We start from the raw sequence: 25,285 nt of genomic DNA on the forward strand, positions 1-25,285 counted from the left end.
CGGCGATCATAAAACTTAGATGTGCGAGGTCCTAGGTGTACCAGGTAGGTTCGGGAATCTCGCCGGTCAGGACGTAGCCGCCCACCTCGCGGCGCTTGTACGCCACGGGATCGTGCAACGTATGCGTTCGGACGTTACGCCAGAAGATGTCCAGCCCGACACTGTTGGAGGTGGCGCGCGCACCCGTCAACTCGAAGACTCTCGTTCCGATTTCGAGGGCAACGTCGGCAGCCCGTAGTTTCGCTGCGGCAATCCGCACGGCGAGATCGCCGCGGGCCTGCTCGGTGAGGTTTTCCCGTGCGTCGTGCAGGACCGCGTCGGACTCGCGATTGACCTGATCGACGAAGGCCTCCGCCGCCCACAGCTTCGCCTGCAGGTCGCCGTAGCCTTCACGCAGGTACCACTCGTCTGTGGCGAGTTCCTTGTTGTCGCCCCCGTACGGCCATGGGCGGGTGCGTGTTCGGGTGTACTCGGCGGCGGTGTCGAGGGCGCCGCGGGCGATTCCGACGTAGAAGTTGGCGAACACGATCTCGAGTGCCGGAAAGTTCAGCGTGTTGTAGACGAGGGGCTGGAACTCCTTGTCCACGAACCCTGCTGCGCCGGCCCAGTCCACCTCGACGTCATTGATTTCCACCGAACCGGAATCGGTGAGACGCTGACCGAGGTTGTCCCAGTCACCGCGGAAGACGATACCGTCCTGAGCGGTCGGAACGATGGCGAACACATGGGTGGTGGTGCCCTCGATGATGCCCTCGAGCACGGTGAGGTCGGTGGCACGTCCTCCGGTGGAGAACGATTTCACGCCGTTGTACACCAGGGTCTCGCCACGGTCGACGATGGTGAGGTCGGTGTCCCGCGGGTTGACCGCACCGCCGAAGAGGAAGTTGTTGCTGGTGTACAGCTCCTCGACCGCGCCGATCTGCGGTTCGGTGCCGACGAGCCGCACGGCCCACGCCCACAGGTAGTGGTATCCGAGGAGCTGCCCGATCGAACCGTCGCCGCGGGCGATCACCCGGACCACCTGATACGCCGTCTCCCAGCGCTGTCCGCCGCCACCGAACTCGGTGGGGCCCAGGAGGGTGACCAGTCCGCTGTCCTTGAGGAGCTGGACCTCCGCGTAGGGGGCGGCTCCGACGCGGTCGCGTTCGACGGCGTCGCGGGCGAGGATGTCGCTCACCTTCTGTGCGCGGGCAATCCACTCGGCGCTCGTGGTCGGGGTCTCTGCCCAGACTGTCTCTGCCGTGGTTACTGTCATGACTGGTCTCCTGTGTCGTTCCGTGCGGTTCCGATGGCCCAGACGTAGATGGGTTCGGTTCCGTTGATTTCGTAGTCGCCGACGACCTTCGCCTTGAACACCACCGGGTTGTGGCTCGCCACGGTGCGCGCATTTCTCCAGAACCTGTCGAGGTCCCAGCCGCGGTCGACACCCGAGGCGCCGAGTGCGTCGAAAATCTTCGCCGTGGCCGGGACGACGAGGGACGTCGAGGCGATCTGTCCTTGCGCGGAGGCAATTTCGGCGGCGATGTTGGCCGCCTTCTCCTCGTCGGGGTCGCTGCCGAACGCGGCCTCGTAGGCCCATTGCGCCGGCTCCGCGGCATGAATCGCGATGGCCTCGGCTGCGTGCGCGGCAGCGGACACCTCACCCACCACCTGCTGGATCTGGGCGTCCTGAGCGTAGGTGGGTGCGTTGCCATGACTGAACGTGCGGGTGCGGGCGGCGACGCGTGCGGCAATGGCGTCCGTCGCAGCTCGGGCAATCCCGGCCAGAGTCGCCAGGTGGAACAACTGGTAGAAGGCGGTCTGATACTTGAAGCGCGTGGAGAAGTCGAAGATGTTCTCCGGCCGGACCACTGCGTTCTCGTAGGTCGACGTGCCCGAACCGGTGGTCTGTTGCCCGAAACCGTTCCAGTCGTCGCTGTGGGTCACACCCGGTTGGCGTGCGTCGACGGCGGCGATGACGAAAGCGCCGGTGTCGGTGCGCTGCGAATACAGGTCGATCCAGTCGGCGAAGATGGACCCCGTGCTGTAGTACTTGGCGCCGTTCGCGAGGAAGTGATCACCGTCGGGTGAGGGCGATACCTTGGTGTTGGCTTCCCCGAGGGCGACGTCCCCGATCTCCGTCCACGCGTTTCCGACGAGTTGGCCGTCGACGAAACGCTGCAGCCACAGGTCGCGGTCCACGCCTTCGTCCGCCACCAGACGGTCCTCGACGAATGCGAAATGGCCTCGCAAGGCCTGCGTAACATTGGAATCCGCAGCGGAGAGTTCGACGAGAAGCCGGAACAGCTGCGGAATGCTTGCGCCGAAACCGCCGTGTGACGTGGGTACCCGGACTGCGCCGAAACCAGCTCTCTTCAGAGCGTCGATCTGTTCGTAGGGAAGAGCATGGTCGCGCTCGCGCTGCACCACCCCCTCGGCGATGTCGGAGAAGATGGGGCGGAATGTATTGGCGAGCGTGTTGTAGTCCGTCTCGCTTGCGATCGGGGAAGCAGCTCTTCGCTCCTGTACGGCTGTCATGTCAGCGAAGCTCACACGCCTCCACAGGAAGGAGGAAGGGTTGCACGCGTCATGATCGGAAGGGTGGGCGCCACCGCGGTGAACAGGTTCGATCCTGGGTATGTCAACGGAACACATCGCCGATCAGATCAAGTTCGCCTACTGGGTGCCCAACGTCAGTGGCGGACTGGTCACGTCCGACATCGAACAGCGCACGAGCTGGGACTACGAATACAACAAGAAGCTCGCCCAGACGGCGGAGAACAACGGTTTCGAGTACGCACTCAGCCAGGTGCGCTACGAGGCGAGCTACGGCGCGGAGTTCCAGCACGAATCGACCAGTTTCAGTCTCGCGCTGTTGCTGGCCACCGAGCGGCTGAAGGTGATCGCGGCGGTGCACCCCGGGTTGTGGCAGCCCGCCGTACTCGCGAAGCTGGGAGCCACAGCAGATCACCTGTCGAACGGCAGGTTCGCGGTGAACGTGGTGAGCGGCTGGTTCAAAGACGAGTTCACCCACCTCGGAGAGCCCTGGCTCGAACACGACGAGCGCTACCGGCGCAGCGCCGAGTTCCTGCAAGTGCTGCGCAAGATCTGGACCGAAGACGAGGTCGATTTCCGCGGGGACTTCTACCGCATCCACGACTTCACGCTGAAGCCGAAACCGTTGAACACGCCGGAACGGCCCAACCCGGAACTGTTCCAGGGCGGAAACTCTTCCGCGGCCCGGGCGAACGGAGGACGCTACGCGGATTGGTACTTCTCCAATGGCAAGGATTACGACGGTGTCACCGAGCAGATCGTGGACCTTCGTCGGCATGCGCGTGAGGCGAACCGCGAAGTGAAGTTCGGTCTCAATGGATTCATCATTGCCCGCGACAGCGAAAAGGAAGCCCGCGACACCCTCCGGGAAATCATCGACAAGGCCAACAAGCCGGCCGTCGAAGGGTTCAAGTCGGCCGTCCAGCAAGCGGGTGCGTCCACCGCCGACAAATCGGGTATGTGGGCGGATTCGACCTTCGAAGATCTGGTGCAGTACAACGACGGGTTCCGTACCCAGCTGATCGGCACACCCGAACAAGTCGCCGAGCGCATCGTCGAATACCGCCGCCGCGGAGTCGATCTCATTCTGGGCGGGTTCCTCCACTTCCAGGAGGAGATCGAATACTTCGGCGCCAAGATCCTGCCGCTCGTCCGCGAACTCGAGGCGGCCGAGTCGGGAAATCGGACCCTCGCCGGAGTGTAGGCGCTTCGCGCCCGTGCGCCTTTCTGGTAGCAGTAACAACCAGAAAGGCGCACGAGCGGCGGAGCCGCCTACCGGGCGAGGGCTCGGCCGGCGGCGCGCCCGGAGAAGATGCAGCCACCGAGGAAGGTGCCCTCGAGGGCGCTGTAACCGTGCACGCCGCCGCCGCCGAATCCGGCGACCTCGCCCGCGGCGTAGAGGCCCTCGAACGGCGTGCCGTCCGGCTTGATGACCTGTGAGTCGAGATTGGTTTCGAGACCACCGAGGGTTTTGCGGGTGAGGAGGTGCAGCCGGACAGCGATCAGCGGGCCGTTCTCGGGGGCGAGTATCTCGTGTGGGGCGGCGACGCGAGTGATCTTGTCGGCGAGAAGGTTTCGTGCATTGTGGATAGCCATCACCTGGAAGTCTTTGCTGTAGCTGTTCTTCACCTCGCGGTCTCGGGCCACGATTTCGTGTTCGAGGTCCTCGTACTTGATCAGGGGCTGGTCGGTGAGCGCGTTCATGCCGTCGACGAGGTCGCGTAGGTTGTCGCGGACCACGAAATCGACCCCGTGCTGTTTGAATGCTTCGACCGGTCCGGGCGCACCCTTTCTCAGGCGCGCGGCGAGGAGCTTGAAATCCCGCCCGGTGATGTCGGGGTTCTGTTCGGAGCCCGACAGCGCGAACTCCTTCTCGATGATCTTCTGGTCGAGCACGAACCACGTGTGGTGGTGGCCGCTGTTCATGATGTATTCCAGTGTTCCCATGGTGTCGAACCCGGGGAAGTTGGGGCTGGGCAGCCGTTTCCCGTTGGCGTCGAACCACATGGACGACGGGCCGGGAATGATCCGGATCCCGTGATTGGGCCAGATGGGGTCCCAGTTCTGGATGCCCTCGGTGTAGTGCCACATGCGGTCGCGGTTCACGATGTTGCCGCCCGCGTTCTCGGTGATTTCCAGCATTCTGCCGTCAACGTGCGCCGGGACCCCGGCGAGCATGTTCTCGGGCGCCTTGCCCAGCCGGGCAGGCCAGTTCCTCGCGACCAGTTCGGGGTTTCCGCCGATGCCGCCGGAGGTGACGACCACCGCCTGCGCCGAGAATTCGAAGTCCCCGACCGCCGTTCTCGAGCTCTTCACCCCGCGCGGCTCGGTGGACGGTTCGAGGACGGTGCCGCGCACCCCGGTGGCGGCGCCGTTGGTGACGACGATCTCGTCGACCTGGTGCCGATGCTTGAATGTGACCAGCCCCCGCTGTGAGGCGGCGATGACACGGGTGAGGAAGATTTCGACGACACCCGGTCCGGTGCCCCAGGTGATGTGGAAGCGGGGCACCGAGTTGCCCTGCCCGAGTGCAGATCCCCGACCGCGCTCGGCCCATCCGACATTGGGCATCAGACGCAGGCCGAGGTCGTGCAGGTATTGGCGCTTCTCGCCGGCGGCGAACTCGACGTACGCCTGCGCCCACAGGCGGGGCCACTGGTCCTCTCGTTCGCGGTCGAAGGCGGCGGTGCCCATCCAGTCCTGGATCGCGAGCTCGTACGAGTCCTTGATACCGAGACGCCGCTGCTCGGGCGTGTCGACGAGAAACAACCCGCCGAGTGACCAGAAGGCCTGCCCGCCGAGGTTCGAGGAACTCTCCTGCTCGACCACCAGGACTTTGCGGCCCGCCTTCACCATTTCGTAGGTGGCGACGAGACCGGCCAAGCCGGCGCCGACGACGATGACATCAGCCTGTTCGGTCACGAAGACTCCTCTTGTCGGGCGGTGCGTGGTGGGGTGGTGTCGGGCCGGCTGTATGCCGTGACGACGTGGGTGAACAGGTCGACGCGCAGTTCCCGGGCGGACGCGCTGGCGTCCTCGATCAGGCACTGGACGCTGGTGCCGTCGTGTACGGCGACCAAGGCGCGGCCCAATGTTTGTGGGTCGCCGACAATGGTGCGGCCGAGTCGGCCTAGGGCACTCTCGAGGATCGGCACTATCGTGTCGAGGACCGCTTGTTCGCGCGCCGCGAGGGCCTTCTTCAAGGCGGGATTACGTAGCGCATGCGCGGTGAATTCGGCGTTGATCCGGTACCACTGGTCGTCGACGGGAACGACGTCGAGTATGAGGGCGGTACCGGCACGCACCTTCTCCGACGGCGGGAGATCGGTCAGGTCGATGTCCGACGACTCGGCTGCCAGTCGAATGTGCTCGAGCATGGCGGTGGATCGCTGTTCCCACATGGCGAAGAACATTTCGTCGAGGGAGGCGAAGTTGGAGTAGAAGGCTCCGCGCGTGTATCCGCCGCGCTCACAGATCTGTTCGACCGTCGAGCGCCCGAAACCGTTCTCCGAGAACACCTCGCCGGCTGCGTCGAGCAGGCGCCGCCGAGTTTGGCCTCGCCGTTTCGTCACCCTTCTCGGCGCGTCGGTGGCATGGTGAGGGGTGGGCGCCGAAGATGTCGGCATGTTCCCTCCTCTGCGCCGGGGTCGGTGGACTCACTCGATACACTAACGTATCGAATACGCTGGTGTATCGAAGTCGGTGTACCGAGTGAGTGCCGACGGATGCCCGGGTCAGAGGTAGAGATCTTGCTTACGGATCGCAGATGTGGCAACGACGCTGACGATCGAGGTGGCGACGAGGTAGCCGCAGGCGAGCCACGGGGCGCCGCCGCCGACTGCGATGAGGGCGGTGAGGATCATCGGCGTCACACCGGAGGCGTAGATCCCGGAGAATTGATACACCACCGACAGTCCGGTGTAGCGGATCTCGGTGGGATAGAGACTTGCATAGAGAGTGCCCTGCGCTCCGTAGAACAGAGCGTGGATGATCCCGAACACCAGCACCAGCGCGGCGGTGAACCAGAGCATGTTCTCCGTGCCGAACAGGCCGAAAGTCGGGAACACTGCCAGGCCGTACGCGGTGATACCGATGATGTAGATCCTTGCGGCCCCGTAGCGGTCCACCAAGAGCCCGGAGAACGGAAGCAGGGCCGCCATGACGACTGCCGCGATCGTGACGGCCAGCAGGACGGGCACTTTCGCGAAGTCCAGACTCTTCGTCGCGTAGGTGATTGCGAAAACGCCCCAAGTGTTGAACGCGGCCCCTTCACCCCAGCGCGAGAGTAATCCGAGCACAGTGTTGCGGCGGACGCGGCCGCGAAACACGTCCTTCAGCGGAGCCGAGGAACGCGTCTGCAGTTCGTGCACTTCCCGGAAGGCCGGGGTCTCCTCGACCTTCAGTCGCACGACGAAGCCGATGACGACGAGGATCAGGCTGAGTAAGAACGCGATTCGCCATCCGTACGACAGGAATTGGGCGTCGTCGAAGATCACCTGCAGGGCCGCGAAGACTCCGGTCCCCAGTGCGAGACCCAGGGCGAGGCCGATCTGCGGGATGCTCCCGAACAGCCCGCGTCGCCGCGCGGGGCTGTGCTCGACGGCGAGAAGCACGGCGCCCGCCCATTCGCCACCCAGGGCGAACCCCTGCAGAATCCGGAGCAGGAGCAACAGCACGGGGGCGAGAACACCGACCTGCTCGGCGGTCGGCAGCACGCCCATCAGGGCGGTCGCGATGCCCATGATGAACATGGTCAGCGCGAGCGTCTTCTTGCGCCCGATGCGGTCGCCGATATGGCCGAACACGACTCCACCGATCGGGCGGACCACGAAACCGACTGCGAACGTCGCGAAAGCCAACATGGTGCCGACGAAGGACGTCTGGTCGGGAAAGAAGAGTTGGTTGAAGACCAGGCTGGCGGCCGTTGCGTAGAGGAAGAAGTCGTACCACTCCACTGTCGTGCCCAGGAGGCTGGCTGCCACGACGGTGCGTAACCGCGTGCGCCGCTCGAGGTCGGACTCGGTCGACGGCGAGGAGGCGGGTTGGGAGAGCGTGGTCATGGGCCGGTGACGTTATCGGTGTCCGCCGCCGGCCTTCACCCTCCGAATCACGGTGAATGAAACCCTCCCGCCGGGGCCGCGCGGTTGATGAACTGGGCAGCGCTGCCCATCTTCGTCGACAAGGATCCCGCGTGTCTCTGCATTTCCACTGGTTCCTGCCCACCTACGGTGACTCCCGCAACTTGATGGCAGGCGGCCACGGAAGCTCGATGGCGGGGGACCGTCCCGCAACGCTGAAATACCTCAACCAGATCGGCGCAGCCGCGGAGGCGAGCGGTTTCGAATCGGTTCTCACTCCCACCGGCGCCTGGTGCGAGGACGCGTGGCTCACGACGGCGATGATGGTGGAGACCACTGAAACATTGAAGTTTCTGGTCGCATTGCGGCCAGGCTTGCTCAGCCCGACGCTCGCCGCTCAAATGGCGTCGACGTTCCAATGGCAGTCGGAGGGACGTCTGCTGCTCAATGTGGTGACCGGTGGAGAAGACCACGAGCAGCGGACGTATGGCGATTACCTCGACAAGAACCAGCGATACGCACGGTGCGGAGAGTTTCTCGACGTCATCCGGCGTCTGTGGTCGGGCAACGGTCCGGTCGACTACGCCGGCGAGTACATCCGGGTCGAGAACGCTTCGCTGCAGCGGATTCCCGATCCCGTGCCACCGATCTTCTTCGGCGGGTCGTCACCTGCGGCCGGTACCGTCGCGTCCCAGTTCGCCGACACCTACCTCACCTGGGGTGAGCCGCCCAGTGCTGTCGCCGGGAAGATCGCGTGGATCCGGGACCTCGCCGAGGTGCAGGGTCGCACGCTCGACTACGGCATCAGACTGCACGTGATCAGCCGCGACACTTCCGAGGAGGCCTGGGCCGAAGCCGACCGGCTGTTGGCAGCGCTCGATCCGGCCACGGTCGAACAGGCGCAACAGAGCCTCGCCCGCTCGGGCTCGGAGGGACAGCGACGCATGCGTGAGCTTCACGGCGGAGGCAGCGCGTATTCAAGGGCGAGTGACGCGCGGAGTCTCGAGGTGGCGCCCAACCTGTGGGCAGGTGTCGGACTGGTGCGGGGTGGCGCCGGCACCGCGCTGGTCGGCTCGCACGAGGAGGTCGCCGACCGCATCGCCGAATACGCGGCACTCGGACTCGACCATTTCGTGCTGTCCGGCTATCCCCACCTCGAGGAGTCGTACCGCTTCGGAGAGGGTGTGCGGCCTATTCTCGAGCGCCGCGGGCTCGTCCAGCCACGCAGCCACCGCCCGGGCGACCTGTCGGGCTCGACGGCGTTCCTGTCCTCTCGTCGGTAGGTCCTGCCAGAACGGGAGCATGACCGCGGCTGCTCGAGTTCCCGAGGAGCTTCTCCCGCACCTGCGCCGCGCCCGCGACCTCATCGACCGCAATTACGACGCTCGGCTTCGTCGAGGGCACCGACGTCACGATGGGTGACGGGTTCCGCTGGGTGACGATCATGCGCCCGGACCACCCCGAGCTCGAGGTCACCCTCATGAAGCCGGGACCGCCGCTCGACGCCGACATGGCAGAGGCGATCCGGCGCGCACTGGCGAGTGGGACGATGGGCGGGTTCGGATTGACCACCACCGACTGCCGCAAGACCTACGACGAGCTGCGCGCGAAGGGGGTCGAATTCACTCAGCCTCCGGCCGAACGCCCCTACGGGGTCGAGGCGGTAATGCGCGACAATTCGGGGCAGAGCAGTCAGCTCGCCCCAGGACGATCAGCAGCGCGACCGGTGACGGCGGACGGCGTCCCGGTTGGCGCAGCGAGGCGAGCAGTATCGTTGCCGCCCGTTCCGAGAGGTGTCTGCATAGATCACTGTGCATTCCTCCACCGCGCACCGGCCGAGGCGGCTCATCCCTCGGCCGACGAGATGCAATGCGGTTCCTACGGCAATGAGTGCCTCGAGCACTCCGGCGAGGGAACGCTGGTCGTCGCGATAGTGCAGATGCCAGCCGTCGCCGGCGTGGTTGGTCAGACGTGGGTAGGCGGACGCCTTTGCGAGGAGGAGATTGACCTGCTCTGCGCGGTCCTGCTCGTGTGCGGCGTCCACGATGACCACCCACCGGTCGAGCACGGCGAGTACGTCGCCGAGGTCGTCCTCGAAGACCGGGAAATCGACCACGACTCCGGCCTCGATGCATCGGGCTACCAGTTCGTCGATGGTCCGGGGTCGGCGATTCGCCAGATCAGCGGCGAGTTCCACCGCATACTCCCCGTAAGGGTTGAGATGCACAATGCCATTACATCACGCTGGAGCCATGAGTGAACGGCACGAGCACGCCTGGCAGGAAGTATCGCGACATCGGACGAGTACAGGGGTGGTGTCCTACACGGGCTGCAGTTGCGGACGTTGGCGATTAGTCCTGGTAGAGACTGCGATAGCGGCATCTACGCAGATCTACGTCTGATCGCAGAAAGGCATAGATTCGTCTACGGAACGGTGACCTCCCCGACGAGGGGCTGGCATTTTCGGCGCGGGACGCACATAATCACCACGTGAGCCAAGTTACTGTTACTTCGAGTTCACTCATCTTCGCGCAATCTGGCGGAGAGGGTGGCGGCGCAGCGTTCGACCAGATGATCGCGATCACGGTGGCGACGGCGGTCATCACGATCGGCCTGCTGTGGATCGCGTACCTGCACCGTGCGCGGAAGATCACGTGGCTACAGTCGATTGCCGACGCCGCGGGTCGCACGCTGGACCGCCCCGCGTGGGTGGCGCTCCCGCTGTTCACCTTCGTGGGCACCATTCTCACGGCGTTCTTCGGCTTCATCTGGGACGTGAGTCTGCATATCGGACGCGGGCGTGACGACGGCCCGCTGGCGAACCCGGCGCACTACTTCATCCTCGTGGGTCTCTTCCTGCTGTTCATCACCGGCATGCTGGCGATGATCCTGCCCCGCGACGAGAAGCCAGGTCCGGCCGCGCTGAAGATCACCCGCACCTGGTACGTCCCGGTCGGCGGGATACTGGTCGCCGGGGCAGGCTTGTACGCTCTCATCGGTTTTCCGCTCGACGACGTCTGGCACCGCATCTTCGGTCAAGACGTCACGCTGTGGGGCCCCACTCACCTCATGCTGATCGGCGGAGCGGGACTGTCCCTGATCGGCGTTCTCCTCCTCGACTTCGAGGGTCGCGCCGCCAAGACGGGGGAGACGGTCGCCGACAGCCGGCTCATCTGGTTCCTCCGGTGCGGCACCTTCGGTGGTCTGATCATCGGCTTGTCCGTCTTCCAGATCGAGTACGACTTCGGTGTCGAACAGTTCCGGTTGGTCCTGCAGCCGATGATGATCGCCGGTGCTGCCGCATTCGCCCTGGTCGCTGCGCGCATCGTCCTCGGTCCTTTCGCGGCACTCGTCGCAGTCGCCGTCGCCGGAGTGGTGCGCGCCGCCACCGCGTTGATGGTGGGCCCGGTACTGGGAGCCCCGACCAACGTGTTCGAACTGTGCCTCGGCGCAGCCGTGGTCATCGAATTGCTGGCCCTCACCCCGCTGATCAAGAATCGGGTGGCGTTCGGCGCCGTGGGCGGATTCCTCGTCGCCACGGTCGGACTCTGGCTCGAATCGTTGTGGATCGACGCCATGTACCTCTACCCCTGGCCCACCAGTATGTGGCCGGAGGCACTGGCGATGGCCGTGCCCGTCGGTATCGCGGCGGGAGCCTGTGGTGCGCTGCTCGGCCGGGTGTTGCGGTCCGAGGGTTTGCCGCGTCCCGCGCTCAGCCGGACCATCGTGGTCGCCACCGTTCTGGTGATCGGCGGTGCGACCGCCAACGGCCTGATCGCCACCGTCCCGGAGAACGCCACAGCCACAGTGGTCCTCACCGACGCGGCACCCAATGGCGGCCGAATGGTCAATGCCGAGGTCACCATCGATCCGCCCGATCTGGCGAGCGACGATCCGGCCTGGGTGTCCATCCTGTCCTGGCAGGGCGGGCCCGACCTCGACAACGGTTTCACCGTGGACAACCTCGAACGCACCGGGCCGGGAACCTACCGGACCAACGAGCCCGTGCCGGTGCACGGAACGTGGAAGACTTTGCTGCGCGTGCAGGACGGGCGCACCATGACGGCGGTGCCGATCTTCCTGCCGAGCGACCCGGGGATCGGTGCCGAGGAACTGCCCGCGGAGTCGTCGTTCACCCGTGAGTTCGTCCCGGAAATCACCATCTTGCAGCGGGAGCGCAACTTCGATCATCCCAGCTGGTTGTTCGCCGCCGCCTCCCTGGTCGTGTTGGCCTGCACGCTCGCACTCGTCACCGCCCTGGCCTGGGGCGCCGGACGGATCGGCAAGTACACCCGGGGACAGGCGACCGCCGACACCCGCGAGGACGTGAACGTGACATGAGTCCGGCGAGCGACCCGAATGTCGTGTATCTCGCGGACCACTCGGTGTTGTTGGCGATTCCCGCCTTCGTTCCGGCATTCCTCGTCGTCGGTCTGATCGTCTATCTGGCGGTCCGGGACCGCAAAGCCGAGGCAGCCGAGAATGCCGGGAACACGGAAAATGTCGAGAACACCGGCGACGAATCGACGGAGCGGAAAGAGGAGGACGTCTAGGTGATCAGGCGGTTGACCGCCGTGGTGGCGGTGTCCGCGGGTGTTCTCGTCGGAGCTTCCGGGTGCGGTACCGAAACCGAAGCCCCAGGCACCGGTACGCCGGCCAGTGAGACCTCGGCAGAGACCACACCGGACGCGGCCGAGGACAGTGTCGTGATCGACGTCCGGATCAGCCAAGGCACGGTGACTCCCACCAACGAGCGCATCGACGTCGCGGTAGGACAGACCGTGACCGTGCGCGTCGACAGCGACGCCGACGACGAACTGCACGTACATGCGGTGCCGGAGCACTCGTTCGAAATCCACCCGGGGACGGGCCAGCAGACCCAGTTCTCGGTAGAGGTTCCGGGCCAGGTCGCCTTGGAACTGCACGAGAGCGGCAAGACGGTGGCCACCCTGCTCGTGCGTCCATGACCGCTGTGCTCGCACACGGGCTCGGTGGGTCCACCGATCTTCCGATTCCCTTCACCTTTGCGCTGATCGGCGCGAGCTGGGCGCTGACCGTGTCGTTCGTCGTTCTGGCCTTCGCGTGGAAGACCCCGAAACTCGATCCCGACCGCCCCGGCCGCGCCCTCCCCGACTGGGTCACGCGGTTCGCGGACTCGCCCATCACCCGGAACGTTCTGGCGGGTGTAGCGCTCGTCCTCACCGCGTGGGTGGCTCTGGCCGCGTTCTTCGGCCCGTCGACGTCCGCGGATAATGCGTTGCCCGGTGTGTTCTACGTGCTCCTGTGGGTGGGCCTGGTCGCGGTGTCGCTGGCGTTCGGCCCGATCTGGCGGGTGCTGTCCCCGGTGCGGACAGTGCATCGAATGGTGTGCGCCGCGCTCGGACGCTCACCCGGAGAACGGAACCGGCGGTACGGCGACTCCTGGGGATATCGTCCGGCGGTGGTGGGTCTGTTCGCTTTCGTGTGGCTCGAACTCGCCTATTCGGATCCGGGTTCCGTTGCCGCCGTGCGCACCTGGTGTGTGGCCTACCTCGTCGTGACGTTGGCCGGCGCTGTTTTCGCAGGGGAGCGCTGGTGCGAGCGAGGTGATCCGTTCGAGGTCTACAGCACCCTCGCATCCCGGTTGTCGCCGCTGAGCCGCAACCGCGGTGACGGCCGGATCGCCTTACGCAATCCGCTCGACCATCTAGGGTCGATGCCCGTGCGCGCCGGGTCGGTGGCGTTGATGGCGACCCTGCTGGGGTCGACGGCGTTCGACAGCTTCTCCGCCTTTCCATGGTGGCAGCGCACCCTCGGTGCAGCCGGGGGACCAGTAGCGGAGACGCTGGCACGCACCGCCGGACTGCTCGTCTTCATCGGCTTCGTCGGAGTGTCGTTCTGGGCGGCCACCAGGGCGACGGGCGGCCTACGTCCCGAGCAGCGCGCCGCCCTCCCCGGATTGCTCTCGCACTCGCTGATCCCGATCATCATCGGCTACGTGTTCGCCCATTACCTGACGTACCTGGTGGAGAAGGGTCAGGCGACGGTGATCCTGCTGGCCGACCCGCTGGGCCGCGGATGGAATCTGCTCGGGCTGGGCAACGCCGAGGTGGCGTACATACTGTCCGAGCACCCGTCCGCGACCGCGTCGATCAAGGTGCTCTGTGTGCTGATCGGGCACGTCCTGGGCGTGGTTGCGGCACACGACGCATCGGTGCGGATCCTGCCGCGGGGGCATCAGCTCACCGGACAGCTGGCACTGCTGCTCACCATGGTCACCTACACCTTCGGTGGGCTGTACCTGCTGTTCGGCGGCTGAGGCGCGCGCTCAGCGAGGCGCACGCTCAGCGTTGGAGAACGACCGCGGCCTCGGCGGTGAGCGAGGAGAACGTGAACGTCTCTTCGAGGTACAGCGTCACGTCGGTTGCGGTGTGGCTGTCGTAGCCGATGGACAGGTCGGCGCCGAGGGTCAGCTGATTGTCACCGCCACGGGTGGAGAGCACGTACCCGCCGCGGATCGCCGGGGCCCAGATGATGTCGCCGGTGACCAGGGCGTCGAGATGGTGGAACACCGGGTGCCCGGCGTCGCGGGTCTCGCTGACTGCCGTGTATGTGTCGGCGTCGAGCACCACCGAGTACGGTCCCTCGACACCGGCGAGACGCAACGCCGACAATGCCGAGGCCACGGCGTCGGGAACGAGAAGAGGATCCTCGGGCAGGCTCAGGACGGGATTGTCGCTGGACGCGCCGATGCCGCGAATCCCGGCCTGCTCGAACCCGTCGAAGATCGACTGGTCCTCGGCGAACGCGAGGGCCTTCGCGGCGTCCTTGACGGGCTGCCAGTCGGAGTCGAGAGAGCCCCTGGCCACGTCGTCGACCTCCGCGCGACTGAGCGTGAACGGGAAACGCAGTTCGACGAGGGGATGGACCTGGCGCAGCTGTGCCCGAATTCTGCTGTCTGAGGTACTGATCGGGGTGACCCGCCCGATGTTGTGGGCGGAGTAGGAGTAACCGAACGGTCCCGCAACGTCGACGACCCGTCGCCCGGCGACATGGCGCTTGAACGTACGGGCCGCCTCCTCGCTGATCTGCTGCCACGCTGCCTCCGTCACCGGGGCGAGGTTGCGGTGCAGATTGCTCGAATCACTCATTGCGATACTCCTTTGAGACCACCGATGTTCAAGGACAGGTCGTACGGGTCCGGCTGCTCGGCTTCGCCGGTGGCATTCGATGGCGCCTCGGCGCTCTCCGGTTCGTCGGCGAGGGACTCGAGGACGTCCCGGCTCGGAACGAAGAACAGCGTGCCCGTGACGGCCGTGGAGAAATCGAGGATGCGGTCGTAGTTGCCGGGCGGTTCGCCGAGGAACATACGGCGCAGCATCAGTTCGGTGACGCCCGGATCCCTGGCGTAACCGATGAAGTAGGTGCCGAACTCACCGGCCGCCAGGCTGCCGAACGGCATGTTGTCGCGGAGGATCTGGTGTTCGACACCCTCATCGTCGACGATCGTGTTGAGGGCGACGTGGGAGTTGCCGGGCTGTGCGTCCTCGTCCAGCTCGACATTCTCGAGCTTGGTCCGCCCGATGACGCGTTCCTGCTCGGTGACGCTGAGCGACGTCCAGGCGCTCATGTCGTGCAGATACTTCTGCACGATCACGTAGCTGCCACCACGGAAATCCGGATCCTCGTCTCCGATGAGGGCGGCCTCGTCGGCGTCGGCGTCCGTGGGGTTTTCGGTGCCGTCGACGAATCCGAGGAGATCGCGGGCGTCGAAATACCGGAAGCCGGACACCTCGTCGACAACGGTGGCAGCGGACCCGAGCGCGGCGACGAGCAAGCGGCCCAGCTCGAAACAGAGGTCGGCGCGGGCAGCCTTGATGTGGAACAGAACGTCACCAGGAGTGGACGGGGCGCTGTGGACGGGTCCGGACAGGGGGAGGAAGCGGTGCAGCAGAGCCGGTTTGGCCGCGGGGCTCACCCGATCCCAGAACTCGGACCCGATGCCCACCACACACGACAACGATCCCGACAGTTCCCGGAAACCCACGGCCTTGAGAAGACTTTCGAGGTCGGCGACGACGTCGCGGACCGTCACTGCGTCCTCTCGCGACTCACCCGCCACCACGACGAGGAAGAGCGATGCCGCACTCGGTGGTGTGAGAACGGCTTGCGCAGCCAATCTCGGCACTGGACCCGGCATCACGGCCTCCGATCATCTCGACAACGACGCTGCACCGACCGACGGGTCCCATTCAACACCCTCGGCTGAATCCGTCGACTCGGGACCGCAATCCTTACCGGAACACGATGTCAGTGGGTGCGTCTACCGTCGGCGACATGCCACTTTCTGCGCACGAGCGCGAACAGTTCCTGGCCGAGCCGCACATCGCGGCGCTGTCGGTGTCCGCGGGCGAGCACCGCGGACCCCTGACAGTCCCGATCTGGTACCAGTACCACCCCGGTGGCGAAATATGGGTGCTCACCGGCCCCGGGTCGGAGAAGGCGCGCCTCATCGAGGCGGCCGGGCGATTCACGATGATGGTCGAACGAGTCGAACCCACCGTCCGATACGTCTCCGTCGAGGGCGCGGTGACGCGAACCGCCCCGGGAACGGACGACATGATGCGGGAGATGGCTCAGCGTTATCTCGCGCCGGAGAAGGTCGACGCCTACCTCCACTTCGCCAAGGCTCAACTCGGCGAGCAGGTTGCGATCTACCTCCGGCCCGAGCACTGGCGATCGGCAGACATGGGATCGAGCTGACTCGCACCGGTGCCCGGGTGAAACGCCTCAGACCTGCACGGTGTCGAGGAGGGCTTCGGCAACGGCTTCGTCGCCGAAGAGTTGGAGGCTGTCGAGCGGCCGCCGCCGCCACACTGCGAGGAGTAGTTGTTGCGCGGAGCCGCGCAACGCGACGTCGGCTTTCGTGTGTTCGGTCGTGACGGACATGCCGTCGTCGGTGAAGGCCAGCAGCCACTCGGCGTCACCGGTGTCGGTGCCGTGCATGTGTACGGTGCGGCCGAGCAGGCTTTCGGGCACCTGTCCCGCGCCGAGGAATCGTGAGGCCATGGCCTGAATCCACTCGTCGACGCCGTCGGCCGCTGCGGTGGGGTCTGCGGGTTCGGGCAGTGGCCCACCGGCCGTGTGGACGGCATCGGCGGCGTCGAAACGATGGACCGTCGCCTCGTGGGCCTGTCGGCGAACCCACCACCGCGCGGTTGCCGGTCCGACGAAGGTGGGTGCGGGCTCATCGAGATCTCGCTGCTCGAACTCGGCCATCATCGCCTCGTGAGCCGAGCGGTAGGCGTCGAGACACTCCGGTCCCCGTGGCATCTGCCGCGCCGGTCGAGCCTGGTCGAGGGCGGCTCCGGGGCCTGCCTGCATCACGGCGGTCACCCATAGGTGGACTTTGCCGGTGTGCCGGACCACGTGTTCGAGCGTCCAGCCCGGGCACGACGGTACCGGCGCGGCAAGGGCGTCGGCCGGCATCGACGCGATGCGCTGCCCTTCGGTGCGCAGGACATCGAGAAGGAGGGGCGTGCCGGGGTTCGTCATCCGCTCACGGTAATGCCCCGAGCCGTTTGGCAACGCGAAAGCACGGCCGCGCTAGAACACCGCCGGTTGTTTGGAGATGTAGTTCCGCTCCGACGCCTGAGAAACGTACGGCCGAACGTGTAGCGTAAGATTTACGCTGTAAAGTAAATGGTGGCCCTTGTCGGCACCCGGTCCCAGGGAGGGCGAAACACATGACGACTGCCATCGACGTAGGACTGTTGATCCTGAGAGTCACCGTCGGGGTGACGCTCGCCGCCCACGGCTACGCGAAGATCTTCCGTGGGGGTCGCCTGGCAGGAACTGCCCGCTGGTTCGATTCGATCGGGATGCGGCCGGGGCGGTTGCACGCACCGTTGGCGGCATTCACCGAAATCGGCGCCGGCGTACTGTTCGCCCTCGGGTTGCTCACCCCGTTGGCGGCCGCGGCGATGATCGCGCTGATGGTGGTTGCTGCCTGGACGGTGCATCGCGACAGCGGCTTCTTCATCGTCGGTAACGGGTGGGAATACAATTTCGTGTTGGCCTGCGTGGCGCTCAGTGTCGCTGTCACCGGTTCCGGCAGGCTTTCGGTGGATCATCTGATCGGCCTCGGCTCCGGGGTCGATCAGTGGTGGGGTCTGGTCATCGCCCTGGTCATCGGCCTGGGTGCGGGTGTCGGACAGGTCGCCGTGTTCTTCCGCCCTCCCGTGCCAGCGGAGGAGCGCTGAATTCCAGTTTCAGCTGTTCCGCGGGGCACGGCTCGTCCGGCGATGACACTAGCGTGCTCCGGTGTCGCGCGACCTCACACCATCTCACCTCCCGGACGCCGGTGCATGGCGGATCCGGGTCGCGTACGCCGTTCGGGCGGGCAGTCCAAATGCCTTTCCGGTGACGCCCTGTCGTTGACGTCTCGAAGGAGTCGGTATGTCGGTGAATCGCCACCCCTCTGAATCCGGAACGCTCGTGAAGGATCGAGTGTTCGACCAACCGCGTGCCGAAAGGGCGGTACGAGAACTGCTCCTGGCCGTAGGTGAAGATCCCGACCGCCCCGGGTTGATCGACACTCCCGCCCGTGTTGCCCGCTCCTATCGGGAAATGTTCGCCGGTCTTTACACCGATCCGGACGATGTTCTGAGCACCACCTTCGACGAAAGCCACCGCGAGTTGGTTCTCGTTCGGGATATTCCGATCTACTCCATGTGTGAGCATCATCTGGTCTCGTTCCACGGCCTGGCGCACGTCGGATACATCCCGGGTAGCTCCGGCCGGATCACCGGCCTCTCCAAGATCGCCCGGGTCGTCGACCTCTACGCGAAGCGACCGCAGGTGCAGGAGCGTCTCACCAGCCAGATCGCCGACGCCGTGATGCGCAAACTCAGCCCTCAGGGTGCGATCGTGGTGGTCGAGGCCGAGCACTTGTGTATGGCGATGCGCGGAATCCGCAAGCCGGGAGCGGTGACGACGACCTCGGCGGTCCGGGGGCTTCTGCAGTCCAGTGCCGCCTCGCGGTCCGAGGCGCTGAGCCTGATCCTACGCAAGTGACCGCGGTGGTATGAGTACAGTTTCGCGCGCCGGCGCAGCGGGGGAGCGGTCGAGTCGATGGCATCCGCCGGCCTCTCGAGAAGTGCAGCGGCGGCCCTCTCTCCTCGCACGTCCATCTCGGAGAAAGGCCCGTGCTGGGTCAGGCAGGCTGGTCGTCCTCGCCCTGGCATCGTGCGGCATTGCGGTCTCGCTGATGCAAACCATCGTGATGCCACTGCTGCCGGAGTTCCCGCGGCTGCTGCACACCACACCCGGCGGGGCCGTGTGGCTGGTGACGATCAACCTCATCGCCGGCGCCGTCTGTGCACCGGTTCTCGGTCGGCTCGGAGACATGTACGGCAAGCGGCGGCTGTTGCTGATCGCGCTGGCGGTGATGGCGACGGGTAGTGCCCTCGGCGCGCTTTTCAACACCTTCGCCGCAGTGTTGATCGCCCGTGCCCTGCAGGGTGCGGCGGTCGGAGCCGTACCACTCGGCATCAGCATCATGCGTGATGAACTCCCACCGAGGCGGGTGGCCGGTGGGATCGCGTTGATGAGTTCCACGCTGGGCGCAGGCGGGGCAATCGGGCTGCCCTTGACCGGTGTCGTCGCCGAACATCTGAGCTGGCATTGGCTTTTCGGTGGTGCCGCGGTGATCGGAGTGCTCGGAATGGGCGCGATCTGGACGGTGGTGCCCGAATCACCGGTCCGTTCCGGCGGCAAGTTCGACCTGCTCGGCGCCCTCGGGTTGACCGCGGCATTGGTGTGCCTGCTGCTCGCCATCACCCAGGGCAACGGATGGGGCTGGGGGAGCAGACCGGTACTCGGACTGTTCGCCGGGGCGGCAGCGCTGTTCCTGGTGTGGGGTAGTTACGAACTACGGCTCACCTCGGCAACGCGTGCGGCCGGAGTTCGGCAGCCGTTGGTGGACCTGCGCGTGTCCGCACGCCGTCCGATACTTCTGACCAACATCGCCTCGATCCTCGTCGGGTTCGCCATGTTCACGTCCTTCATGGTGAGTGCCCAGATCTTCCAGGCCCCCCTCGAGACCGGTTACGGGTACGGGATGTCGTTGACCCTCAGCGGTCTCGCGCTGCTCCCCGCCGGTCTGATGATGGTCGCGTTCTCCCCGGTGACCGCCTACCTGTCCCACCGTTGTGGTCCCCGAAGGACCTTCCTGATCGGCACCACGATCCTCATGGCCACCAATCTCGTCCGCGCCGTCACCCCACCTCATCTCGTCGTCGTGATTGTGGCGGCAACGGTGACCTCGGTCGGTGCTGCGTTCGCCTACGGCGCGATTCCTGCGATGATCATGCGCGCGGTCCCCACCACGGAAACTGCCGCGGCAAATAGCCTCAATACCTTGGCTCGGTCCCTCGGTACGTCGACGTGCAGCGCGGTCGTCGCAGCTTTGACGACCGCATCGGTGATGCACATTGCGGGAGTTGAGTACCCCACGGCCGCCGCCTACGCGGCCGTCTTCGGGATCGCCGCGGCCGCCGGGTTGCTCGCCGTCGGCATCGGCATGTTCATCCCCCGGGACGGTGACCTCCTCGTCGAGGGACCACCCGCCGCCGATGTGTGGGACTCGGCCGGAAAGGAGACATGCGCGGAGGCCCACACCGATCTCCGTCAGGGATATCCTCGAGAGGGCGCCATCGAAAGGTGAGTCCACGGGTGAATGGGCGCTGGACGTACCGTCGGGTCCAGTGTCTTATGACGTGAGCGACGGAGTGAGTAGACCGTCCGATGGGTGCAGGTGATCCGCTCGACACTCAGCGGTATCCGCCGTCGCCCGCCGCGGAGCTGGCGCGCATCGGCTTCGACGATGCCGAGGAGATCGGTCGCGGCGGTTTCGGCGTCGTCTACCGGTGCATCCAGGCGGACCTGGACCGCACGGTCGCGGTGAAGGTTCTCACCGTCGAGCTCGACGAGGAGAACCGGGCGAGGTTCTTCCGGGAGCAACAGGCGATGGGCCGGCTGACCGGTCACCCGAACATCGTGGGCATTTTGCAGGTCGGCGCCACCGACCGCGGTCGTCCCTACATCGTGATGCCGTATCACCCGCAGGATTCCCTCGAAGTGCGGATCCGTCGCCGCGGTCCGCTAACTTTTGGGGAGGCACTGCGGCTCGGGGTGAAGATGGCGGGTGCGATCGAGACGGCGCACCGACTCGGCATCCTCCATCGCGACGTCAAACCAGCGAACATCCTGCTCACCGACTACGGCGAACCCGAGTTGGCGGATTTCGGTATCGCGCACATCACCGGTGGATTCGAGACCGCCACCGGTGCGGTCACCGGGTCGCCTGCGTATACCGCGCCGGAGGTCCTCGGTGGTGATCCGCCGAGCCGGGCCGCCGACGTCTACGGCCTGGGCGCGACCCTGTTCAGTGCGCTGACCGGTCATGCCGCGTACGAGCGTCACAGCGGGGAGCAGGTGATAGCCCAGTTCCTGCGGATTACCACTCAGGAGGCGCCCGATCTGCGAGAACACGGGATCCCCGACGATGTGTCCGACACGATTGCCTGGGCGATGTTCCGGACTCCTGGTCAGCGTCCCGCCAGTGCCGCCGAGTTCGGGGAGGAACTGCGCACCCTACAACGGCAACACGGTCTGCCGGTTGACGAGATGGCCCTGCGCGAGGAGTCCGATGCTCAGGGAAACGGACGGCATGTGTCTACGCTCAGCGGGCAAGGGCCACCTTCTTCCGTGCTGGGGGCGACGGGACATTTGCCCCTGGAACTGAGCAGTTTCATCGGCCGCCGACACGAGCTGACCGAGACGAAGAACCTGCTCACCGGGTCCCGGCTCGTCACCTTGACTGGGATCGGGGGTGTAGGCAAGACGCGGCTCGCACTTCGGGTCGCGGCAGCGGTGCAACGCGACTACGCCGACGGTGTGCGCCTGGTCGAGTTGGGGGAACTGCGCGACGAGTCGGCGCTGGTCGACGCCGTCGCCGGAGCAGTGGGATTGCGGGACCACTCGACGAGGCCGCTGCGGGAGGTGCTGATCGAGTTCCTCACCCCGCGAGAACCTCTGCTGGTCCTCGACAACTGCGAACACCTGGTGGACGCCGTGGCGGAGCTGTCCAGTCTGCTGCTGCAGACCTGCCCTGGTGTGCGGATTCTCGCCACCAGCCGCGAACCTCTCGGTATCGGCGGGGAGGCGGTGTTCCGGGTCCCCCCACTGTCGGTCCCTGATCCGGAGCGGCAACCCTCGCTGCGAGGGTTGCCCAGATACGATGCGGTGACGCTGTTTACCGAGCGCGCCGCTGCCGCCGTCCCCGGATTCATGCTCACCGAGGACAATGCGGCGCCGGTGGCCGGAATCTGCCACCGCCTCGACGGGCTTCCGCTGCCGATCGAACTGGCCGCGGCTCGGTTGCGGGCGATGTCGCCCGCACAGATCCTGCAGCGGCTGACCGACCGCTACGCCCTGCTCACCCGCGGCAGCCGAGGCGCGCCGACGCGGCAGCAAACCCTACGATGGTGTATCGACTGGAGCTTCGAGTTGTGCAGCCCCGGTGAACAATTGGTCTGGCGGCGGGTAGCGGTGTTCGCGGGTAGCTTCGAACTCGACGCCGGCGAGCATGTGTGCGGCGAGGGCCTCGACCGGGACGAGCTCCTCGATACCCTGACCTCCCTGGTAGACAAGTCCATCCTCATCCGGGAAGAAACCGGGTCGGTGGTGCGGTTCCGGATGCTCGAGACCCTCCGGGCATACGGCTACGACAAACTCGTGCAGACCGGCGAGAGCAACGCATTGCGTCGCCGGCACCGGGACTGGTACGAGGCATTGGCGCTTGAATCGGAAGCCGAATGGATCAGCGCCCGCCAACTCGACTGGATCGCCCGCCTGCAGCGGGAGCAACCGAACCTGCGAGAGGCCCTCGAATTCAGCCTCGACGACAATCCCGCCGCCGGTCTGCGTACCGCTGCCGCGCTGTTTCTGTTCTGGGGAACTGAGGGCTTCTACAGCGAGGGGCGGCGCTGGCTGGGGGATCTGCTCGTCCGCCAGAGCGGCCCACCGACGCTCGAGTGGGCAAAGGGACTCTACTGCGCCAGCGTGACGGCGATCATGCAGCGCGACCTTCAGACTGGAGCGAAATTTGTCGAGGAAGGACACGCGCTCGCCGCGCACACGGATGACCCGATGATACGGGCGTTAGGTCTCTTCGCCGAAGGAACGTTGGCACTCATCAGTGGCGATCCTGACCGCGCGTGCACTCTGCTCGAAACTGCCCTGCCCACATTCAGTGAACACCCGGAGCGCACCCTCGAAGTCAGCCTGCTGTACTCGTTAGGGCTTGCCCGTGGAATGCGCGGTTTGACGGAGCAGGCGATCGAGACCCACGAACGAGCTCTTGCGATCACGGAAGCCCACGGTGAGTTGTTGTTTCGATCCCTCTCACTGTGGGCCCTAGGCATCGCCGTGTGGCGGCAGGGCGACACCGATCGCGCAGTGCGGCTGCTGAGGCAATCATTGGAGCTGACCCGGCGCATCCACAGTCCACGCGTCGCCGTGTCTTCCCTCGAAGCGCTCGCTTGGATCACCTGCGAACAACGTGACGCAACTCGGGCCGCAGTTCTGATGGGGGCCGCAGACGGGTTGGCGCAGTCGATGGGAAGTGCTGTGGTCATACATTCCAACCTACTTCTCTACCAGCAGGAATCTAGGCGGAATGCCCGGCGCAAACTGGGTGATAAAGCATTCTCAGCGGCGCACCACAAGGGTGAACAGCTCGGCTTCGACGCGGCAATCGCCTACGCCCTCCACGAGCAACCGCCCAGTAACCCGGCCCCCACCTCCGAGGCGTCGACGCGGCTGACCAAGCGGGAACGCCAAGTCGCTGATCTGATCGCCGAAGGCCTGACCAACCAGGCCATCGGCGACCGCCTGGTGATCTCCCCCCGCACCGCGCAAGGGCATGTAGAGCACATCCTGGCCAAACTGGGTTTCACCTCCCGGACACAAGTGGCAGCCTGGGTCGTGGAGCGGACGCACGATTAGCGCCGGGTAGTACGCCGTAGCTACCACAGTCCGAGGGAATTTCGGCGCCCTTGGGCGCCCGGACTCGTCCTTCGCCCGTCGATGGCAGGGAATCAACGCGAAGCCTTTACAAGACCGGTCAGATCCATTAAATTACAGTGTAAAGTAATACGCTATCCGCTCTGAGTCTCCCGCGCCCGTTCATGCGCCGCCCGCGTTCGCTGTGCGAAGGGCGGGTGTTTCACAGGACAAGGGCAGACACAACTACCTCAGGAGGTACGTAATGCCGACCAAGATATGGGCAAACTCCGCCGATTCGCATTTCCTCGAGCCTGAGGATCTTTGGCGGGATAATCTCCCGGCGCGGCTTGCCGACCTGGTTCCTCGAACTGTCAAGGATGCCGATGGTCAGTGGGAGACCGTGCACATCGATGGCATGTCGTTCCGGCGCAAGCTCCCGACGATGAAGGCTCAGGAGTTCATCGAATCGTCGATGCGCGCTCCAGGTGCTCGTGACGTGGACAAGCGGATGGCCGACCTCGATCAAGAGGGCATTTGGGCAGAACTCGTGTTCCCTTCACTCGGCATGTGGAGTTCATCGTTCAGGACCCCGGAGGTGCTGCGTGAAGCTCTGCGAGTGAGTAACGACTGGGCGTGGGAAACAATCGAGAAGCCTCACGATCGGCTGGTTGCAACTGCGCAGGTGTCGACGTTGGACGTGGGCGACGCGGTAGCTGAACTCGAGCGTGTTGCTGAGATGGGTTACCGCGCAGTCTTCTTGCCGGTCACCCCGCACCCGATGCAAAAGGACTACCACCACGAGGATTGGGAACCGTTCTGGGCTGCCGCAGAGCGGGCGCGTATCGTGATCGCGTTTCATATCGGTACTGACCCGGTCGATCTTTCGACCGGAAACACGAACGGCGAGATCAAATACCGTGGTCCGGGCGGGTTCATCCTCAACTTCACCGAAACTTCTTTCGGCGGGCAGCGGGCCGCGATGAAGATGGTCGCCAGTGGAGCGCTCGATCGTCACCCAGACCTGAAGGTTTTGGTTGCCGAGGGCGGTGCCACGTGGGTGCCGTTCATCGCAGACAGGATGGAGGAGGGCTATCGTCAACATGACTCCGCCATCCGGCACAAGCTGAAGCGCTCGGCGCGCGAAATCCTTTACTCGCAGGTTTATGCGTCTTTCCAGCATGACGCAACCGCAGTAATGGCCGCCACCCATATGGGTTACACCAATGTGTTGTGGGGTAGTGACTATCCGCATATGGAAGGCACCTACGGCCACACGCAAGAAACGCTTCACGGACTCTTCCGCGATGCCGACCCGGTGGTCAGAGAGAGGATCACGGTCGGGGCGTTCAACGAGCTGTTTCCCGGACTGCCGGCAGTTCCCGCGGCATGACAGGCGAGGCTGATATGTCCGAGAACGTCATGTACGACTCTCCGCTCGAGATGATGCAGGATGCGATCGCCGACGGCAGTTGCGACGTGCAGTCGGTCGTGCCGCTCACCGAGGGAGGGTTTCGGTGTGCGTGCTCGTGCGAGCGGTGGCAAACAGTCGCACCGACTCGTGACGAAGGGCTTCGGCTCGCCAGGTTGCACGCCAACTGAGAGTCGCGCAGATAATCCGTGCG

Annotated in this window: 21 protein-coding genes and 1 pseudogene; 13 read left to right on the plus strand and 9 right to left on the minus strand. The window is 65.3% G+C overall.

All coding sequences use genetic code 11. The features are described from left to right. Positions 1-31: 31 nt before the first annotated feature. Together L1080_RS29345 and L1080_RS29350 are read right to left on the minus strand one after the other, a co-directional pair. Positions 32-1,255 carry an acyl-CoA dehydrogenase family protein gene (locus tag L1080_RS29345; RefSeq protein WP_250767777.1) on the minus strand — a complete coding sequence of 408 codons (1,224 nt, stop codon included), beginning with the start codon at positions 1,253-1,255 and terminating at the stop codon, positions 32-34. Continuing rightward, a complete protein-coding gene (locus tag L1080_RS29350) occupies positions 1,252-2,517 on the minus strand; it encodes an acyl-CoA dehydrogenase family protein (RefSeq protein WP_250767793.1) in 1,266 nt (421 codons plus the stop codon). Before L1080_RS29350 ends, L1080_RS29345 begins: the two co-directional genes overlap by 4 nt. Positions 2,518-2,617: 100 nt before the next feature. Between L1080_RS29350 and sfnG the strand changes: the two genes are divergently transcribed. After that, positions 2,618-3,739 (plus strand): dimethylsulfone monooxygenase SfnG, encoded by a 1,122-nt coding sequence (gene sfnG / locus L1080_RS29355; RefSeq protein ID WP_250767796.1) that lies wholly within the window; start codon positions 2,618-2,620, stop codon positions 3,737-3,739. 68 nt (positions 3,740-3,807) lie between these two features. Here the strand turns inward: sfnG and L1080_RS29360 are convergent, their stop codons facing one another. The 3 genes from L1080_RS29360 to L1080_RS29370 form a co-directional block, all read right to left on the minus strand. Then, positions 3,808-5,457, minus strand: a complete 1,650-nt coding sequence (locus L1080_RS29360; protein WP_250767799.1) for an FAD-binding dehydrogenase — start codon at positions 5,455-5,457, stop codon at positions 3,808-3,810. Next, a complete protein-coding gene (locus L1080_RS29365; protein WP_250767803.1) occupies positions 5,454-6,161 on the minus strand; it encodes a TetR/AcrR family transcriptional regulator in 708 nt (235 codons plus the stop codon). The genes L1080_RS29360 and L1080_RS29365 overlap by 4 nt, the downstream gene beginning before the upstream one ends. Positions 6,162-6,269: 108 nt before the next feature. Continuing rightward, complete coding sequence (locus L1080_RS29370) at positions 6,270-7,595, minus strand: MFS transporter (RefSeq protein ID WP_250767806.1); 1,326 nt, start codon at positions 7,593-7,595, stop codon at positions 6,270-6,272. A 131-nt stretch (positions 7,596-7,726) separates the two neighbouring features. Between L1080_RS29370 and L1080_RS29375 the strand changes: the two genes are divergently transcribed. Continuing rightward, on the plus strand, positions 7,727-8,896 hold the full coding sequence (locus L1080_RS29375) for an LLM class flavin-dependent oxidoreductase (protein ID WP_250767809.1): 1,170 nt from the start codon (positions 7,727-7,729) through the stop codon (positions 8,894-8,896). 92 nt (positions 8,897-8,988) lie between these two features. Continuing rightward, positions 8,989-9,297: pseudogene (locus tag L1080_RS29380) on the plus strand (VOC family protein); the annotation flags it as partial. Between the two features lie 27 nt (positions 9,298-9,324). Here the strand turns inward: L1080_RS29380 and L1080_RS29385 are convergent. Then, positions 9,325-9,840 carry a CGNR zinc finger domain-containing protein gene (locus L1080_RS29385; RefSeq protein ID WP_250767812.1) on the minus strand — a complete coding sequence of 172 codons (516 nt, stop codon included), beginning with the start codon at positions 9,838-9,840 and terminating at the stop codon, positions 9,325-9,327. 263 nt (positions 9,841-10,103) lie between these two features. Between L1080_RS29385 and L1080_RS29390 the strand changes: the two genes are divergently transcribed. Genes L1080_RS29390 through L1080_RS29405 form a run of 4 tightly spaced genes read left to right on the plus strand, consistent with a single transcriptional unit; the run spans position 10,104 to position 13,911 of the window. Then, positions 10,104-11,954: a hypothetical protein gene (locus tag L1080_RS29390; RefSeq protein ID WP_250767814.1), complete on the plus strand. Its 1,851-nt coding sequence runs from the start codon at positions 10,104-10,106 to the stop codon at positions 11,952-11,954. Continuing rightward, positions 11,951-12,166 (plus strand): hypothetical protein, encoded by a 216-nt coding sequence (locus L1080_RS29395; protein WP_250767816.1) that lies wholly within the window; start codon positions 11,951-11,953, stop codon positions 12,164-12,166. Before L1080_RS29390 ends, L1080_RS29395 begins: the two co-directional genes overlap by 4 nt. Beyond that, complete coding sequence (locus L1080_RS29400; protein ID WP_159923433.1) at positions 12,167-12,580, plus strand: hypothetical protein; 414 nt, start codon at positions 12,167-12,169, stop codon at positions 12,578-12,580. Beyond that, positions 12,577-13,911, plus strand: a complete 1,335-nt coding sequence (locus L1080_RS29405) for a hypothetical protein (RefSeq protein ID WP_250767818.1) — start codon at positions 12,577-12,579, stop codon at positions 13,909-13,911. Before L1080_RS29400 ends, L1080_RS29405 begins: the two co-directional genes overlap by 4 nt. A gap of 25 nt (positions 13,912-13,936) precedes the next feature. Here the strand turns inward: L1080_RS29405 and L1080_RS29410 are convergent, their stop codons facing one another. Next, on the minus strand, positions 13,937-14,743 hold the full coding sequence (locus tag L1080_RS29410) for a family 1 encapsulin nanocompartment shell protein (RefSeq protein ID WP_250767820.1): 807 nt from the start codon (positions 14,741-14,743) through the stop codon (positions 13,937-13,939). Further along, entirely contained in the window at positions 14,740-15,792 is a 1,053-nt protein-coding gene (locus L1080_RS29415; protein ID WP_250767821.1) for a Dyp-type peroxidase, read from the minus strand. Before L1080_RS29415 ends, L1080_RS29410 begins: the two co-directional genes overlap by 4 nt. 137 nt (positions 15,793-15,929) lie before the next feature. On the opposite strand from L1080_RS29415, the gene L1080_RS29420 reads away from it, so the two are divergent. Further along, positions 15,930-16,355 (plus strand): pyridoxamine 5'-phosphate oxidase family protein, encoded by a 426-nt coding sequence (locus L1080_RS29420; RefSeq protein WP_250767823.1) that lies wholly within the window; start codon positions 15,930-15,932, stop codon positions 16,353-16,355. A gap of 27 nt (positions 16,356-16,382) precedes the next feature. On the opposite strand, the gene L1080_RS29425 is transcribed toward L1080_RS29420, so the two are convergent. Then, a complete protein-coding gene (locus L1080_RS29425; protein ID WP_159923443.1) occupies positions 16,383-17,147 on the minus strand; it encodes a maleylpyruvate isomerase family mycothiol-dependent enzyme in 765 nt (254 codons plus the stop codon). Positions 17,148-17,338: 191 nt separating this feature from the next. On the opposite strand from L1080_RS29425, the gene L1080_RS29430 reads away from it, so the two are divergent. The 5 genes from L1080_RS29430 to L1080_RS29450 all read left to right on the plus strand — a co-directional run bounded on the left by L1080_RS29430 (position 17,339) and on the right by L1080_RS29450 (position 25,053). Next, positions 17,339-17,854 carry a DoxX family protein gene (locus tag L1080_RS29430; protein WP_159923445.1) on the plus strand — a complete coding sequence of 172 codons (516 nt, stop codon included), beginning with the start codon at positions 17,339-17,341 and terminating at the stop codon, positions 17,852-17,854. Positions 17,855-18,050: 196 nt separating this feature from the next. Then, positions 18,051-18,668, plus strand: coding sequence for a GTP cyclohydrolase I FolE (folE, locus tag L1080_RS29435; RefSeq protein WP_159923447.1), 618 nt, complete (start codon positions 18,051-18,053; stop codon positions 18,666-18,668). A gap of 82 nt (positions 18,669-18,750) precedes the next feature. After that, positions 18,751-20,319: an MFS transporter gene (locus L1080_RS29440; RefSeq protein WP_308202113.1), complete on the plus strand. Its 1,569-nt coding sequence runs from the start codon at positions 18,751-18,753 to the stop codon at positions 20,317-20,319. Between the two features lie 80 nt (positions 20,320-20,399). Beyond that, complete coding sequence (locus L1080_RS29445; protein ID WP_250767832.1) at positions 20,400-23,663, plus strand: protein kinase domain-containing protein; 3,264 nt, start codon at positions 20,400-20,402, stop codon at positions 23,661-23,663. Between the two features lie 262 nt (positions 23,664-23,925). Further along, positions 23,926-25,053: an amidohydrolase family protein gene (locus L1080_RS29450; RefSeq protein ID WP_159923453.1), complete on the plus strand. Its 1,128-nt coding sequence runs from the start codon at positions 23,926-23,928 to the stop codon at positions 25,051-25,053. The last annotated feature ends 232 nt before the right edge of the window (positions 25,054-25,285 follow it).

The sequence above is a fragment of the Rhodococcus sp. MSC1_016 genome, from assembly GCF_023667485.2.
GTDB lineage: Bacteria > Actinomycetota > Actinomycetes > Mycobacteriales > Mycobacteriaceae > Rhodococcus_F > Rhodococcus_F oxybenzonivorans.

Excerpts from the sequence above, each read along its gene's own strand:
- L1080_RS29345 (WP_250767777.1), bottom strand. The coding sequence starts at position 1,255 with ATGACAGTAACCACGGCAGAGACAGTCTGGGCAGAGACCCCGACCACG.
- L1080_RS29350 (WP_250767793.1), bottom strand. The coding sequence starts at position 2,517 with ATGACAGCCGTACAGGAGCGAAGAGCTGCTTCCCCGATCGCAAGCGAG.
- sfnG (WP_250767796.1), top strand. The coding sequence starts at position 2,618 with ATGTCAACGGAACACATCGCCGATCAGATCAAGTTCGCCTACTGGGTG.
- L1080_RS29365 (WP_250767803.1), bottom strand. The coding sequence starts at position 6,161 with ATGCCGACATCTTCGGCGCCCACCCCTCACCATGCCACCGACGCGCCG.
- L1080_RS29370 (WP_250767806.1), bottom strand. The coding sequence starts at position 7,595 with ATGACCACGCTCTCCCAACCCGCCTCCTCGCCGTCGACCGAGTCCGAC.
- L1080_RS29395 (WP_250767816.1), top strand. The coding sequence starts at position 11,951 with ATGAGTCCGGCGAGCGACCCGAATGTCGTGTATCTCGCGGACCACTCG.
- L1080_RS29405 (WP_250767818.1), top strand. The coding sequence starts at position 12,577 with ATGACCGCTGTGCTCGCACACGGGCTCGGTGGGTCCACCGATCTTCCG.
- L1080_RS29410 (WP_250767820.1), bottom strand. The coding sequence starts at position 14,743 with ATGAGTGATTCGAGCAATCTGCACCGCAACCTCGCCCCGGTGACGGAG.
- L1080_RS29415 (WP_250767821.1), bottom strand. The coding sequence starts at position 15,792 with ATGCCGGGTCCAGTGCCGAGATTGGCTGCGCAAGCCGTTCTCACACCA.
- L1080_RS29420 (WP_250767823.1), top strand. The coding sequence starts at position 15,930 with ATGCCACTTTCTGCGCACGAGCGCGAACAGTTCCTGGCCGAGCCGCAC.
- L1080_RS29425 (WP_159923443.1), bottom strand. The coding sequence starts at position 17,147 with ATGACGAACCCCGGCACGCCCCTCCTTCTCGATGTCCTGCGCACCGAA.
- L1080_RS29430 (WP_159923445.1), top strand. The coding sequence starts at position 17,339 with ATGACGACTGCCATCGACGTAGGACTGTTGATCCTGAGAGTCACCGTC.
- folE (WP_159923447.1), top strand. The coding sequence starts at position 18,051 with ATGTCGGTGAATCGCCACCCCTCTGAATCCGGAACGCTCGTGAAGGAT.
- L1080_RS29445 (WP_250767832.1), top strand. The coding sequence starts at position 20,400 with ATGGGTGCAGGTGATCCGCTCGACACTCAGCGGTATCCGCCGTCGCCC.
- L1080_RS29450 (WP_159923453.1), top strand. The coding sequence starts at position 23,926 with ATGCCGACCAAGATATGGGCAAACTCCGCCGATTCGCATTTCCTCGAG.